At 42.9% G+C, this 13,868-nt stretch carries 15 protein-coding genes; 9 read left to right on the forward strand and 6 right to left on the reverse strand.

What is annotated here, in order from left to right; genetic code table 11:
* Window positions 1–70 precede the first annotated feature (70 nt).
* Window positions 71–280, reverse strand: coding sequence for a hypothetical protein (locus AC1DVJ_RS05460; protein WP_477588984.1), 210 nt, complete (start codon window positions 278–280; stop codon window positions 71–73).
* Between the two features lie 324 nt (window positions 281–604).
* Here AC1DVJ_RS05460 and AC1DVJ_RS05465 point away from each other — a divergent pair, with 324 nt between their 5' ends.
* The 4 genes from AC1DVJ_RS05465 to AC1DVJ_RS05480 all read left to right on the forward strand — a co-directional run bounded on the left by AC1DVJ_RS05465 (window position 605) and on the right by AC1DVJ_RS05480 (window position 4,075).
* Window positions 605–2,521: a DUF2334 domain-containing protein gene (locus AC1DVJ_RS05465; protein WP_477588985.1), complete on the forward strand. Its 1,917-nt coding sequence runs from the start codon at window positions 605–607 to the stop codon at window positions 2,519–2,521.
* A gap of 115 nt (window positions 2,522–2,636) precedes the next feature.
* Window positions 2,637–2,843: a hypothetical protein gene (locus AC1DVJ_RS05470; protein WP_477588986.1), complete on the forward strand. Its 207-nt coding sequence runs from the start codon at window positions 2,637–2,639 to the stop codon at window positions 2,841–2,843.
* Window positions 2,844–3,219: 376 nt separating this feature from the next.
* Window positions 3,220–3,921 (forward strand): thermonuclease family protein, encoded by a 702-nt coding sequence (locus AC1DVJ_RS05475; RefSeq protein ID WP_477588987.1) that lies wholly within the window; start codon window positions 3,220–3,222, stop codon window positions 3,919–3,921.
* 79 nt (window positions 3,922–4,000) lie between these two features.
* The gene (locus AC1DVJ_RS05480; RefSeq protein WP_477589267.1) at window positions 4,001–4,075 is read left to right on the forward strand and encodes an excalibur calcium-binding domain-containing protein; all 75 of its coding nucleotides are present in this window, start codon (window positions 4,001–4,003) and stop codon (window positions 4,073–4,075) included.
* 83 nt (window positions 4,076–4,158) lie between these two features.
* On the opposite strand, the gene AC1DVJ_RS05485 is transcribed toward AC1DVJ_RS05480, so the two are convergent.
* The 3 genes from AC1DVJ_RS05485 to AC1DVJ_RS05495 all read right to left on the reverse strand — a co-directional run bounded on the left by AC1DVJ_RS05485 (window position 4,159) and on the right by AC1DVJ_RS05495 (window position 5,994).
* Window positions 4,159–5,430 carry an MDR family MFS transporter gene (locus AC1DVJ_RS05485; RefSeq protein ID WP_477588988.1) on the reverse strand — a complete coding sequence of 424 codons (1,272 nt, stop codon included), beginning with the start codon at window positions 5,428–5,430 and terminating at the stop codon, window positions 4,159–4,161.
* 159 nt (window positions 5,431–5,589) lie between these two features.
* On the reverse strand, window positions 5,590–5,748 hold the full coding sequence (locus AC1DVJ_RS05490) for a hypothetical protein (RefSeq protein ID WP_477588990.1): 159 nt from the start codon (window positions 5,746–5,748) through the stop codon (window positions 5,590–5,592).
* A gap of 39 nt (window positions 5,749–5,787) precedes the next feature.
* A complete protein-coding gene (locus AC1DVJ_RS05495; protein ID WP_477588992.1) occupies window positions 5,788–5,994 on the reverse strand; it encodes a hypothetical protein in 207 nt (68 codons plus the stop codon).
* Window positions 5,995–6,088: 94 nt separating this feature from the next.
* Between AC1DVJ_RS05495 and AC1DVJ_RS05500 the strand changes: the two genes are divergently transcribed.
* From AC1DVJ_RS05500 to AC1DVJ_RS05515, 4 genes are all read left to right on the forward strand, one after another.
* The gene (locus AC1DVJ_RS05500) at window positions 6,089–7,258 is read left to right on the forward strand and encodes a glycosyltransferase family 61 protein (protein ID WP_477588994.1); all 1,170 of its coding nucleotides are present in this window, start codon (window positions 6,089–6,091) and stop codon (window positions 7,256–7,258) included.
* 24 nt (window positions 7,259–7,282) lie between these two features.
* Complete coding sequence (locus tag AC1DVJ_RS05505) at window positions 7,283–8,191, forward strand: NAD-dependent epimerase/dehydratase family protein (protein ID WP_477588995.1); 909 nt, start codon at window positions 7,283–7,285, stop codon at window positions 8,189–8,191.
* Between the two features lie 238 nt (window positions 8,192–8,429).
* Window positions 8,430–9,494, forward strand: coding sequence for a glycosyltransferase family 61 protein (locus AC1DVJ_RS05510; protein ID WP_477588997.1), 1,065 nt, complete (start codon window positions 8,430–8,432; stop codon window positions 9,492–9,494).
* Window positions 9,479–10,549 (forward strand): NAD-dependent epimerase/dehydratase family protein, encoded by a 1,071-nt coding sequence (locus tag AC1DVJ_RS05515; RefSeq protein ID WP_477588999.1) that lies wholly within the window; start codon window positions 9,479–9,481, stop codon window positions 10,547–10,549. The genes AC1DVJ_RS05510 and AC1DVJ_RS05515 overlap by 16 nt, the downstream gene beginning before the upstream one ends.
* A 50-nt stretch (window positions 10,550–10,599) precedes the next feature.
* Here the strand turns inward: AC1DVJ_RS05515 and AC1DVJ_RS05520 are convergent, their stop codons facing one another.
* Window positions 10,600–11,586, reverse strand: coding sequence for a glycosyltransferase family 2 protein (locus AC1DVJ_RS05520; RefSeq protein ID WP_477589001.1), 987 nt, complete (start codon window positions 11,584–11,586; stop codon window positions 10,600–10,602).
* Window positions 11,587–11,600: 14 nt separating this feature from the next.
* The gene (locus tag AC1DVJ_RS05525; RefSeq protein WP_477589003.1) at window positions 11,601–12,791 is read right to left on the reverse strand and encodes a glycosyltransferase family 2 protein; all 1,191 of its coding nucleotides are present in this window, start codon (window positions 12,789–12,791) and stop codon (window positions 11,601–11,603) included.
* 181 nt (window positions 12,792–12,972) lie between these two features.
* Here AC1DVJ_RS05525 and galU point away from each other — a divergent pair, with 181 nt between their 5' ends.
* Window positions 12,973–13,863 (forward strand): UTP--glucose-1-phosphate uridylyltransferase GalU, encoded by an 891-nt coding sequence (gene galU, locus AC1DVJ_RS05530; protein WP_477589269.1) that lies wholly within the window; start codon window positions 12,973–12,975, stop codon window positions 13,861–13,863.
* The last annotated feature ends 5 nt before the right edge of the window (window positions 13,864–13,868 follow it).

Raw genomic sequence — 13,868 nt, forward strand, 5'->3', positions numbered from 1 at the left:
CCCCGACCGCGAGAGTTGGGGGGATTTTGGTTCTCTTTATTAGCTAGTGTATATGACAGCCAAGGCTCTACTATGGATTCGCGAGGATCTTCCCATTTTGCCACTCAAATTCATATTCAAATTGTTCCGTGGAGTCATAGAGGGCAGGCGAGTACGGACGAACGATGTAGTTATCCGTACGTGTCTCCGAATGCTTCTCTGGCTGACTCTCTTTTGCAGCAACACCTAAAACCGATAGGGACAATATACAGAAAAATACGAAACCTATTTTTGCTGTCATAGTAGGATGCCTCCGTCACAATAAGATATCTCTATTATAGGATGCACATGTTATTGGAATATTATCACAGTGTGAAGAACGAATTTACAAAAGCACCTCTTTGGGTGCTTTTTTGCGTATTTAACGAGTAGGTTTCTGCACAGGAGTCTCATCAAGAGAAGAATTTATTGGCAACGCTTCCATTCCTGCTGTGCCTAGTCTATTTCTTTTTAACCTAAGTTCAAACTCTTATAGTAAGAAGACATAGATTCATATATAATTTAAGAGAAAATGTCGAAATCATAGGGATAATCTACGTTTTACATATTGGGGGAGCAGTTAAGCGTGAAACGTAAATTATGGAAGAAAATAGGAATAGGTATCGTTGGGGGCATCATCGCAGTCGTTGCGCTGGCGGCTTATATCCCAACGGAAACAAAGACGAGCACCTCTCCTAATGAAGGTAAACGCCATGTTATGATCCGATTGGAAGATGTCGGGCTAGGCGGCGATTACAATACACTCGAAGGTCTCGGGAAATTGCGAGCCGTGATAAACTATGTTGCGTCTGAACATGTGCCCTTTCATGTCGCTGTGATTCCAAGAAGGATGAGCCTGCAAGACGACGGTGTCTGGAAGGAAAAGGGGATTGACGACCCTAATCCGGACGAAATTGTAAGCGCATTTATTAAACTTCTCCAACAGGCAGAGCATCAAGGCGGTGTATTGGGGATGCATGGATATCGCCACCAGTATGGAGAGACGTATCGTTCAGATGGCGAGCAGAATTCAGGAACGGGCTCTGAGTTTAATATTAAAGATGCACCCGAAACGCAGGAAATCTCCTATGCGGCAGAACGAATGAAAGAGAGTTTAGCTGCCTTTGCTAGAGCAGACTTGCATCCGGCATTCTGGGAGTCTCCTCACTATAAAGATACCCTTGAGCAAGAGGCCGTGTTCCGTTCCTTCGTCGGACTGATGTATCAACCGGATCTCTATGCCAAAAACGCTCGTGACGATCTTAGTACGTATGATACGATCAATACGTTCGGTCAAGATAGTTTGGGCTCTGTCTATATTCCAGCGCCATATCGCTATGTAAGCGATGCTAAATCGGTTGATGAGATGTTAGAGAAGGCCGCGACGGACGATGGGCTAGCCTCCTTTTACTTTCATCCGTTCTTGGAATTTAAGCATCTGGAGCCTGTCGTAGACGCAGATGGCAAACCTGAAGAGAAGGACGGCCTCCCTGTCTATCAATATAAAGAAGGAGACACCGTTTCCTTTCTCCATAAATTAATTACTGGCTTCAAGAAGCTAGACTATCGCTGGATGTCGCTGTACGATATGGTGCCTTTCACCCCTGCGCATCGAGTGATGCTACCATCTAGAACGAAGCTGCAAAATGTGTTGCTAGGCGATGTTACGGGTCGCGGGCATGCGGATGTGGTCGTGCGCCAAATGCATCGTATTCTGGTTATTCCCGGGAGCTACGATCCTCCGAGGAATCGCCAGCAAGAAGCTTCACAGGTATGGTTAAGAGAGACGTTTGCGTCTGAAGATCAGCTCTTGCTCGTCGATGTTAATAGCGATAGCAAGCAAGATCTGGTAGCTTATAACGCCGATACGGGCTCTGTACGTGTGGCCTTAGCGGATAAGCGACAGTTCCTGCCATTGAAAACAATCGGCACTTTGCCGGCAGGTCTTAGCTCCATGCGATCACTGCAATTTACCGATGGTATAGGCTTAATCGCCAAAGGGGAAAAAGGCCTCGTGCAAGTCCGTCTGAGTAATCAGCAAATATCATTTACAGAGTCGGACTTCTCGCTGCCTGAGGATACTGAAATTTTCGCAGCTAAATTCAAGGACCCGGCTGTCGATGATATCCTGTGTGTCTCACATAAGGAGAAGCAGGTGTCCATTCTGTATCACCAAGGGAACGGGGGATTCGCTGCGCCCCAAGCGGCAAGAGGAGTTTCCTTTGGAAAAAGAGACCAGTTGCTGGTTGGCGATGCGAATGGTGACGGGCGAAGCGATCTGATTGCCTACACCGCTGAGACCGGTATGTGGCGAGTGTTCCAGAACGAGGGTGAGAATCGCTTCCAGCCACTGGATAATGAATTAGGTCCTTGGGCACAAGGGAAAGAAAGACTGGGTGTTGTCGCTGATTTTGATGGGAATCGGAAGACGGATATTGGCTCGTATGATGAAGCGGGCCATGTGCTGGATCTGGCGCTGTCTTATCGAGGCGGCACGCCTTAGTGACGTAATGAAAGCGAAAGCACCCTGATGGGTGCTTTTTGTCAGATCAGCTGGACGCGCCCATTGAAGCTGGAAAATCCAGCTTCGGTGTGTCAGTTCAGCTAGTCTCGCGGCATTGAAGCTGGAAAATCCAGCTTCGGTGTGTCAATTCAGCTTGCCGCGCGGCATAGACGCTGGAATACAGGCATTCACTGGGGAACCGAGTATCGATTGGGATGATGAGGAGAACGACGAACGTTATATCGACATCCCCAAAATAGATTCAAATGAGGCCTTTAATGTGATGACGAAGTTTACCCAGCGAACAGAATCAGGACCCTGAGGAGCTGTTATTTGATGCGCTTAATGGGAGTAAGCCTTTTCGAAAATTTAAAGATACCCATTATGAGCTAGATCTTTAAAAGAAAAAATCACCCACGGGGGTGATTTTTTCAATCATCTATTCCAAGCAATAAGCCTGCCATTCCACACGCATGTCAGCTGTCATTAGCTCACGCATGTTAGCTGGAATGCCTTCACTCGACCTGAAATCCATGTTAGACTTACTAGATAAAATCCATTTTTTAGAGACGGACAACGGAGATCGCTTCAAAACCTTTGATACTAACTGCTTAAACCATGCGTTCTGGCAGAATATAAATAAGAGACTAACTCGCACGTATACCTATAGAACAGTCATCATATGGAGGTACAACTAAATGGTAAACGCAATCCTTGGTTTAAGTAGTAAAAAACAAATCATCCGCGCAGGCATCTTCGTGCTGCTTATGATGGTTGCGTCTGCTTGTTCGTCGTCACAAGTGGATACGGAAAGAGCAACACCTGCGGCTACGGTGAGCGTATCACCTTCCGCGGCCGCGTCTGCCAAGGCGACAGCCAAGGCAACCGCTAAGGAGTCAGTCAAGCCTGCGCCTACTAATCGTATCGAAGCCAAAGTAGTCCGGGTGGTCGACGGCGACACGATGAAAGTGTCATTTACCGAGGGTGGCAAAGCCAAAGAAGAGACGATTCGCTTACTCCTTGTAGATACGCCAGAAAGCGTGGATCCCGAGAAACCAGTTCAGCCTTTTGCATTGGACGCGTCCAACTATGCGAAAACGATGCTAACGGGCAAGGACGTCCAGCTTGAATTGGATGTATCGGAGCGGGATAAATATGGCAGATTACTGTGCTACCTATACATCGGGGATAAGATGTTCAACGAGCTGCTGCTCGAAAATGGCTACGCTCGCGTGGCGTATATTTATCCGCCGAATGTGAAATATGTAGATCAATTTCGAGCGATTCAGAAGACAGCCCAGCAAAAAGCAGTGAACATTTGGAGCGTAGAGAACTATGCGCAGGAGGATGGGTTTCATGAGGGTGTGGTGAAGGGGAGCAGCACCATCGGCTACACCTAAAGCAAACGCTACGTCGCAGCCAAAATCGTCCGTCAGCTACAACTCCTGCAAGGAGGCCAATGCGGCTGGTGCGTATAACATCAAAAAAGGCGAGCCTGGCTACAGCTCGAAGCTGGATGGCGACAGCGATGGCGTTGCTTGTGAGAAAAAGTAGGGAAGAGAAGATGGAACGCCCAGCAACCATATTTAACATCAAAAAAAGCACCCTTGCGGGTGCTTTTTCATTTTCAACTTCGCCTACTGCGCAGCAGTTTGCTTATCATACTGATTAAACATCATGTTGTAGATGGCAGCTGACAGGACAGCTAATGCCGCCAACAAGATGAACGTCCAAGTAAAGCCGATCCAACTGCTGATTGGGATAGATAGCGGTGCGATGGTGCGCCCAAGCGTATAACGCAAGCTGGAGGCTGCGAAATATTGACCGCGGATATGGCCTGGCGCCAATCTGGAAACGAATGCCTGCTGCGGTCCTGCGGACATGAGCTCGGCAAGCGTGAAGACGGCGATCGCGATGGTTAAGCCCCAGAAGGTAGACATCTGGCAGAACATCACCATGCCCAGCGCGTAGAAAAGTGCCCCGCCGATGAACACATAGCGATCGCGGTACGCGAGCATCCATTTGGTCACGATGACGGTAAACAGAGCTACGAAAAGGCCATTTTCAGAGACGATCAAGCCGAATAGCTGCTTACCCGTTAGCTGGAGATCCCAGTCGTTGTAAGAGAAAATGGTCGTCAACGGCATAGTTTCTTCCAAGAATACGGGAAAAAGTAAGTCCAACTGCATGAAAGTCTGAGAAAGCAGCACACCAGCTATGACGAACAACAGAAATACACGGTCCGTTGCAATGATTTTGTAGTCGCGAAGCTGCACAGCGATGGCGTGGTACCAAGGCGCGTCAGCTTGTGAGCGATGGCGATCGGCTAGCTGCTTGGGCAGTGTTTCGTGTAAACGCTGTGACATCATAAGTGCAAGTAAGACGCAAATCACGGAAGCCGCGGCCAGCACGAGATACGGATTGTCCTTATAGAGGAGGGAACCGAGTAAAGGTCCTACTACGACAGCCATATTAGCAGTTGTATAGAAGATGGCAAACACACTGGCGCGATGCTTTTCATCCACGACATCCGCCACCATCGCTTGACTGGCAGGCCAGTACAAGGAGCCGAAAAAGCTCGCAATACTGAAGCCGATGAAGCTGATCATAGGCATGGCGATCCACGGAGAAGCGGCCAAGGCAAAGATCCCGTAGCCGAAAGCTTGTCCCAAAGCGGCGATCACCATCATCCGTTTTCGCCCGAATCGATCCGCGCTGTAGCCGCCTAGCAAATTGCCGAAGACAGATAGCGCCTGCGACAAGATCAGAAGAATGCCCGTCCAGCCTTTACCGAATGAATTGGCAAAATAGATTGATAAAAACGGAAAGAAAGCCCAAAAAATAATGTTAAAAGCGGTTTCTCCGCCGAGGCGGATTTTTAAATTAATGTCCCAATCTCTAATCTTCATCGTTTAATTTACCTCTGGTTAATTTAAGTATCCCCCTATCATACTACCAATCTTCGTGCGGAAACAAGGCGGCTAAGAGAGTGAATGGTGCCAATTGTGGTAAATTTCAACATAAAAAAGGAGCTCGCCGCAGAATAACTGTGACAAGCTCCATCGTATTTAATTGAGGGCAATCGAGGTGATACTTCCATTCGTCTTAAAATCTTGCGTATAAGTCACCACGGCTTTGGCCGTTACGGTGCCAGTAGGTCCTGTGATCGTAACCGTAGGTGTGGACGAATAGCCAGCCCCTGGGTTGTTGATCGTAACGCCGGTCACGACACCATCGGTAACGATGGCAGTTGCAGTAGCTGAGGTCTATTGCCAAGTTGCTGTTTTCAGCCCGTTGTAACAATAGAAGTTAGACACCTCATCCAATCGCTCGTTCGTGATGGCATAAGTCCCAAGTACACTCATTAAAGCTGCTTTGTTCCGTTGTGCGAGCTCATGGCTCGGTTGGCTGCCTAGTCCAGAGGGTGTTACGCCGCTAAATGCTTCTCTGAATGATACCGCTACTGCTGGCACTCTTTTTGTTTCGCAGGGGATCTCGTATTGCCGTAACGGCAGGATTCCAATCCCTGTAACAATCTGAGTACGGTTTGAATATAATCTTAGCAACTTGAAGCGTATAAATGGGGTGGTGAGCATACGCAAAATAAAAATCACGAGGAGTAATCCAAATTGGTTTATTCGTACAACGTGGAAGTATCTTACTGCCAGGAATTCAAAGTTACAGCGAGTAGGAGAAAAAAATACAACATATTATCGCAATGAAACCAATCATTATTCGGAAGCAAAACGATTAGTTCCTGACATTCACGAAAACTTTCGGTCCCGTACGGTGAGGTCGCCGGCCTCATTTGTTGTCGTACTGAATAATGGTCGTGTATGTAGGCAGAAAGATTTTGTTCTCACAGCAAAATATAAACTGCTGCAAGACGTTTCTTTTGCATTCTCTGGAGAGCATCTTAAACCAATAAAAAAACGGGAAGCGTACCGAACATGGAAAGCTCGCCCTTATAAATATATCCCTGAAACTGTCGCTGTGCTTAGCTTTTGTTCCTCTAACAACTATTTCCATTGGATGTTTGACGTGTTGCCACGAATTGAATTGCTTCGCCAAAGCGGTAGTGAGATTGATAAATATGTCATGAATCGTAAAAAGACTCTTCCGTTTCAAGACGAAACACTTGCTGTTCTTGGGATATCCAACAAGAAATTAATCGATAGCCGGGTTGACTTGCAAGCCAGAAAACTCGTAGTGCCTTCGTTAATATGCCGTTATATTATAAAACCTGACGCCTATGTAAGACCACGCGTCATTCCCAAATGGGCATGTGATTTTCTTAGAAGAGAATTTCTGCTTACAAACGATACCGATCATTCGGAGAAAAATGAATATATCTACATTAGTCGAGAGAATGCAACATACCGCAAAGTAATAAATGAGGAAGAAATCATCAAACAATTAGATGTATTCGGATTTAAAAAAGTTACGTTGGAGTCTATGAAGGTAGCTGAGCAAGTGAAATTATTTTCTAATGCAAAAGTTATCATTGCTCCACATGGTGCGGGCCTTGCCAACTTGGTATTTTGCAAACCAGGGACGAAGGTAATCGAGCTCTTTTCTCCCAAATACATGCCCTCTTACTACTGGATGATTAGCAATCATGTTCATTTGGATTATTATTATTTAGTTAACGAAGTTGAGCAATCCAGTCTTACATCATCAGATTTTACCGTGAATATAGGTCGTTTACTAGAGTTAGTTCAATATGCAGAATTATAAATATCGTGTGAATGAGGGCGGAATATGAGAATTTTAGTTACAGGAGGAGCAGGTTTTATTGGTTCACATCTAGTTGATCGATATGTCGATATGGGCCATGAAGTCATAGTTTTGGATGATCTATCCACAGGGAGCAAAGATTACAGAAATCCTAATGCTGAATATGTAATGATAAGCCTCTCTGATCCTCAGCTAGAAGAAATCTTGTGCGATAGGAAGCCTGATCTTATTAATCACCATGCAGCGCAAGCAAATGTTAGATTGTCTATAAAACAACCCTGTATTGACATCGAAACGAATGTAACGAATACTGTTCGGTTACTTCGCGCAGCCGGAAGCGCAAAAGTGAAGAAGATCATTTTTGCTTCTTCCGGAGGGGCAATATATGGGAATACGCCTAGGAAGGCCATTTCAGAGTCTTGTTACTGCAAGCCAATATCACCCTACGGAATCAATAAATTCACAGCCGAACAATATGTTCGTATGTACTCTGACATTTATGGATATCAATGGACCACTTTACGATACTCCAACGTCTATGGTCCCCGTCAAAATCCACTTGGTGAGTCAGGTATTATCTCGATTATCCTTGACCATATGAGTAGAGGGGAGAGGCCTGTTGTATTCGGAGATGGGGAGCAGGTGCGTGATTACATTCATGTAGACGATGTGGTTGAAGCCAATATGCTGTTTCTACAGCTGGATAGAATATCGAATGCTGTATTTAATGTTGGAACACAGCGTGGAACTTCATTAAATGATCTCATAAAAATCATATTGGGGGCTAATCACAGTTCAACCTCACCCCAATATGTGCCCGCGAAAGATGGAGATTTGAGATGGAATGTACTTTGTATCGAAAAGCTTGGAAAATTAGGTTGGAAACCTAAAATTATACTGGATAATGGAATTGAAAAACTTCTTACAATATGAACAAACCACTTGACTGTTTGAAGTAGGTCAAATGGTTTGTTGTTTCTATATTCTTTGAAAAACGTCCGTTATAGGTAGTAGATTTATTAAAAAGGATCTTATAATCATATATACTATTGGCAATAAAATCGAGCGTAGCCTGACGAGGCTGTTCTTATGCCATAGCCGTGTCCTTGATACGCCGTATTCATAATATGTAGGAAAGAGTTGTTGACCACTAAAGGAGTTGCAAATAATCATGGTAGATTCAAATGAATTGATGCCTCCTTCAGACTTTTATGAATCAACACTAGATTGGATCAAACAGACGCAGAATGAAAAATTGTTATACAAGATTTATCCGGGAATTCCTATCCCCAAGGTTGAGAGAGAGGAAGAATTGCAATTGCTCGTCGATAAACCCAGATTCAGCAACAGGGCATTTGTTGCAATCATACCAAACGGACGCGTGTTGGGGGAACGGGCTGTAATTTCACCAGATAATAAACTATTATGGGACGTTTCGGTTGAATGGGCGAAACTACCACCAGAACATTCCGTTTTTCAGGAAAGTAAGCTGCCACCAATTATCAAAACCGATAAAACAGTGGCTCTGCTCAATCATCCAGCTTCCAATAATTACTATCATTGGTTATTAGAAGCAATAGCTCGCATTCATCTGCTACAAAAGAGTCGTACCAAAATAGACAAATACATCGTTAACCACCGTTCGTTGCCATTTCAGCTTAAAACACTTGCTGCATGTGGAATAACAGCAGAAAAATTGATTCAACCGCATGACCGCTTTCATTTATCTGCAAGAAAGCTAATCATTCCATCTTATGTTAATTTACCTAATGCGTGGTCCTGCAAGTATGTAAGAAATTTACTTTTACCCCATATGGCCTTTCAAATTGAAGACGGATATGAGCGGATTTACATCAGACGGAAATCTTATAGAAGAGTTGTTAATGAAGTGGAAATAGTCGGTCTATTAGAAAAGTATGGTTTTAAATGCGTCGAATTGGAAACATTGCCTTTAGATAAGCAAATCAGATTGTTTTATTCCGCAAAAGTCATCGTTGCTCCACACGGAGCTGGGCTCGCCAATCTCGTTTTTTGTCAGCCAAAAACAAGAGTGATTGAATTATTCACACCAAGTTTTATGGAGCCGCACTATTGGCAAATCAGTAGATTAATGGATTTAAAATACCGCATGATCGTCGGAAATAGAGAAAATCCACATCATTATTGGAGGGGATTCGACGATCTTTCAATTGATCCAAAACAATTAATGGAGGTATTGTCATGTCAGTTGTTTTGATAACAGGTTCTGCAGGGCTGATTGGATCAGAAGCGTCCGAATTTTATGCGAGCTTGGGCTACCGTGTCCTTGGCATTGACAACGATATGCGTCAAGACTTTTTTGGCACTGAGGGAACAACAAAATGGAACCGTAAGCGACTTGAGAATAACTTAGGAACCAACTATGTTCATTATGACATTGACATTCGGGATAGCCATGCACTTAGCAAAATCTTTTCGAGTTATAAGCAAGATATTGAACTCATCATTCATACTGCTGCTCAACCGTCCCATGATTGGGCTGCCAGAGAGCCGTTAACAGACTTTCATATTAATGCTAATGGGACGCTTAATCTGCTTGAGATGATGCGTTTGTATTGTCCGGAATCCGTATTTGTTTTTACTTCGACGAATAAAGTTTATGGCGACCGTCCAAATGATCTACCGTATTTGGAGCAAGAAAGTCGATGGGAGCTTGATTCCAAGCATCCCTTCTATAATGGAATACCTGAAACATTCAGTGTAGACCAGTGTTTACATTCTTTGTTTGGAGSTTCAAAACTTGCAGCGGATATCATCGTACAGGAATACGGCCGTTATTTTCAGTTAAAAACTGTCTGTTTCCGCGGAGGGGTATTAAGTGGTTCCAAGCAATCCGGGGTGCAACTGCATGGTTTCATCAATTATCTGTTAAAGTGTGCCATGACGAACAGTTCTTATACCATATTCGGATACAAGGGGAAGCAAGTCCGAGATATAATTCATTCGAGCGATGTTGTCGCTGCCTTTCATACGTTTTTTCAAAATCCGAGGCGAGGAGGGGAAGTTTACAATCTTGGCGGTGGGCGTGATTCAAACATCTCCATTCTTGAAACGATCGAGTTAGTCCAACAAATTACTGGGAAAAAATTAAACTTTTGCTATAGTGACCACCCTAGGATGGGTGATCACATTTGGTATATTACCGATATGACAAAGTTTCGGAATCATTATCCGAATTGGAATATTCAAATCCCCGCACCTCAAATTATGGAACAGATCTATCTTGAAAATAAAGATCGTTGGAATACTTGAATCAAAAAAATCCCGGACCACTTTGCTTGGTGGTTCGGGAGCGCAATATTTCAAAATCTATAATTCCAAATTTTAAATAGTTTCTTTTTCCTGCCTAAACCTCTGCGCAGGAGATACGTATATACTGCTTTTGATAATCGGTTGTTTAATATCACCGCCGCATGATGCTTGCCTTTTTTATTCAGTAAACTTATTTTTCTGAAGTCTTTTTTCGTAATTACTCGGACATAATTTAGTTTTTTAAACTCCTTACCCACATGGTTTTTAAAGAATGAACATCCTCTTCTTGAGCCAACAATTGTTAGGACAGGCTGTTTTTTCTTTTCACGGAGAATCTTGTTGTAAATACTGCGGGATGAAATCGTCATTAACTCTGCGATCGTGTTGTTGGTATTTTGTTTTCCTAAGGAGTCTTTACGTAGCCGATAGTGATATAAGACCTTTGGTATTTTCTCAATGGGTGAAATATCGAACAATCGCAACCAAAGATCATAATCATAAGAAATTTTATATTTTGGATTATATCGCCCAACATCGTAGAAAGCTTTCTTCGAGAAAATGACAGAGCCATGGCACAAATAGCACATAAATAACCGATAATTATAAATTTGTTCCTTTTTCAGCATGAGATTATAATACTCAACTTCAGGATTGCTGCTTACTACCTCATTTCCTATTCGACCTAATATCAAAGAACCTACACCTATACTGCCAGGGTGTGACTGCAAATAACTTGCCTGTTCCTCTAACCGAGTTGGTTCACTGATATCATCCGCGTCATGAATCGCGATCCAATCGCCTGAAGCATGCTCAATACCCAAATTAAGTGAAGCCGCTGCTCCTTGATTAGTTTCAGCATGAATAATTTTAACTCGATGATCTAGAATTGCGTCTAGTATCTCTCGCGTTCGATCAAAAGAACCATCGTTAACGATAATAAGTTCAAATTGTGAATACGTTTGATTTAATATACTATGGATAGCTTCCTCAATATACTTCTCACCGTTATATACGGCCATAACAACAGAGATGTACATCTTGACTCCTCCTCTTATTTACTTATCAACCACTCCATGAGTGTGAGCAGCTTGGTATATTCCTTCGAGGATCTCAGGAGATTCAATTCCGTAAGAAAAGCATTTTTCCAGTGTTCATCAAGCATAGTTTCCGATACATTCATGAGATTTTTTACGGGCATGTCGTGAATCAGCAAGGTTAGAATATTCTCAAACAAAATTTGAAATGCTTGAACAAGATTGAGGTATTGTAGCGGATATTGAAGAATCATTGCTTTATATTCAACTACCAGTTCATTGACTTCAAACATGTTTTTACCGATCCAGCATAATGATTGTACACCTACATCAAATTCAGGATGCCGAGTAAAGAAATATTTATAATTGATCAAACAGTCTTTATCTTGGTTCCCGAGATTACGGGGGTGTTCTTGGTGGTAAACCTTAACATTCGGGTTGTCAATGATTTTTACACCATGCCTATATAAGCGATAGCCAAATTCCCAGTCCTCGCATCCCCAACCTTGAAAACCTTCGTCAAACGGTCCAACTTTGTAGAATGTGCTTCGCCTGACGGAAATATTATGGGTAATTACAAAAATATATGGCAAATGAAATCCTTCATAATGCACGCCAAAGCGGTCTATGATCGCTTTAAAGAAGGGAGCTGGGTACGCATATTTCTTATATTTTTGCAGAAGAATGCTCTTTTTCTTAAATAGTCTTTGTTTCGAGTATTTCTTGAGCATTCTTAGGTTCCTCAATCTCAGTTTTCGGAAGTTTTTTTTACGATTCATTTGCTTGAACAGCTTTAATTGTTTCATGTTAAATCTTTTATCTAAAACTGTGAAGGTGTTGTAATGTCTGGAGCAACCGGTTACTACTAAATTATGGTCGGCTTTATGGAGATTATAATGTTGTTCTACGTACGTAGGGTCCAGAATCATCTCTGCATCTAATATGATGAGGACTTCCCCGATAGCAGCTTCAACTCCGATATTCTTGGCTTTTGATCGCCCTACATTCTGTTCATTGCGAATAATTCGAAAATCATATGGGGGATGATAGTTTCTCAGCCTCAGCGTTTTATCTGTTGAAGCATCATCCACGAGGATTACTTCCATTTTCTTAGGGTCAAATGTTTGCTTTTCCAAAGCATATAACGAATATAAATTTTGCGGATACTTATTATGCGTAATCATAATAATGCTAACTTCAATACTCATCGCGGTTCATCGTCCCTTCTTCCCCAAGGCTATTTCACTTATATGCTTATCCATTGTGACGTGGCACGGCATTTGCATCAATTCTATTTAAACTATTTTCATGCGTACATTAGCTGATAGCACGGCCTCATTCACCTACATACGATTATATTAGCGGAGCATCGGGAAAKGGGGAGTTTCAATCAAGATCATTCGTAAAGCCATTATTCCTGCTGCTGGACTGGGTACTCGATTTCTTCCAGCGACTAAGGCCATACCAAAAGAGATGCTGCCTATCGTCAATAAGCCTACGATTCAATATATCGTGGAAGAAGCCGTACAATCAGGAATTCAGGACATTTACATTGTAATCGGGGACAGCAAACGTTCGATTCAACATCATTTTGATAACAATAATGAGCTTGAATTAACGCTGAAAGAGCAGAAAAAAATAGATCTGTTGAGGCTTGTTAAGGAAATCGGCTCGTTAGCTGATATTCATTATGTCAGACAGGAGCGGGCACTCGGACTCGGTCATGCTATTTGGGTAGCTCGTAAGTTTATTGGTAATGAGCCCTTTGCGGTCCTATTAGGGGATATGGTTATTGACAGTCGAGTGCCATGCTTACACCAGTTAATCGATGTTTATAAAGAGAAGCAATCATCGATAATCGGTGTCGAAAGGGTAGATTGGTTGGAAACAAGCAAGTACGGAATTATCAAAGGTAACCAAGTAAGCGACCGGCTAACTCTTGTTACTGATCTGATTGAAAAACCCATAGAGAATCCTCCTTCTAATATAGCCATTATAGGAAGGTATATTTTAGAACCGCAGATATTTGATTTTTTAGAGGAAATGAAGATCGGAGTAGGCGGAGAGATTCAATTAACAGATGCCATGCAGCATCTAGCACAGGAACAATTGTTATGGGCTTATGAGTACGAAGGAAAGATATATGATATTGGCGATACGCTAGGTTTTCTTCAGGCAAATGTTGAGTTAGCTTATAAAAACGACAAGGTAAAAGAGAAGTTCAAACAATTCTTGCATAAATTTGTTGAAAGCACCGAAAAAAATGATCGAAGGGAGTAGATCCT

Source organism: Paenibacillus sp. P4_A9 (assembly GCF_056402415.1).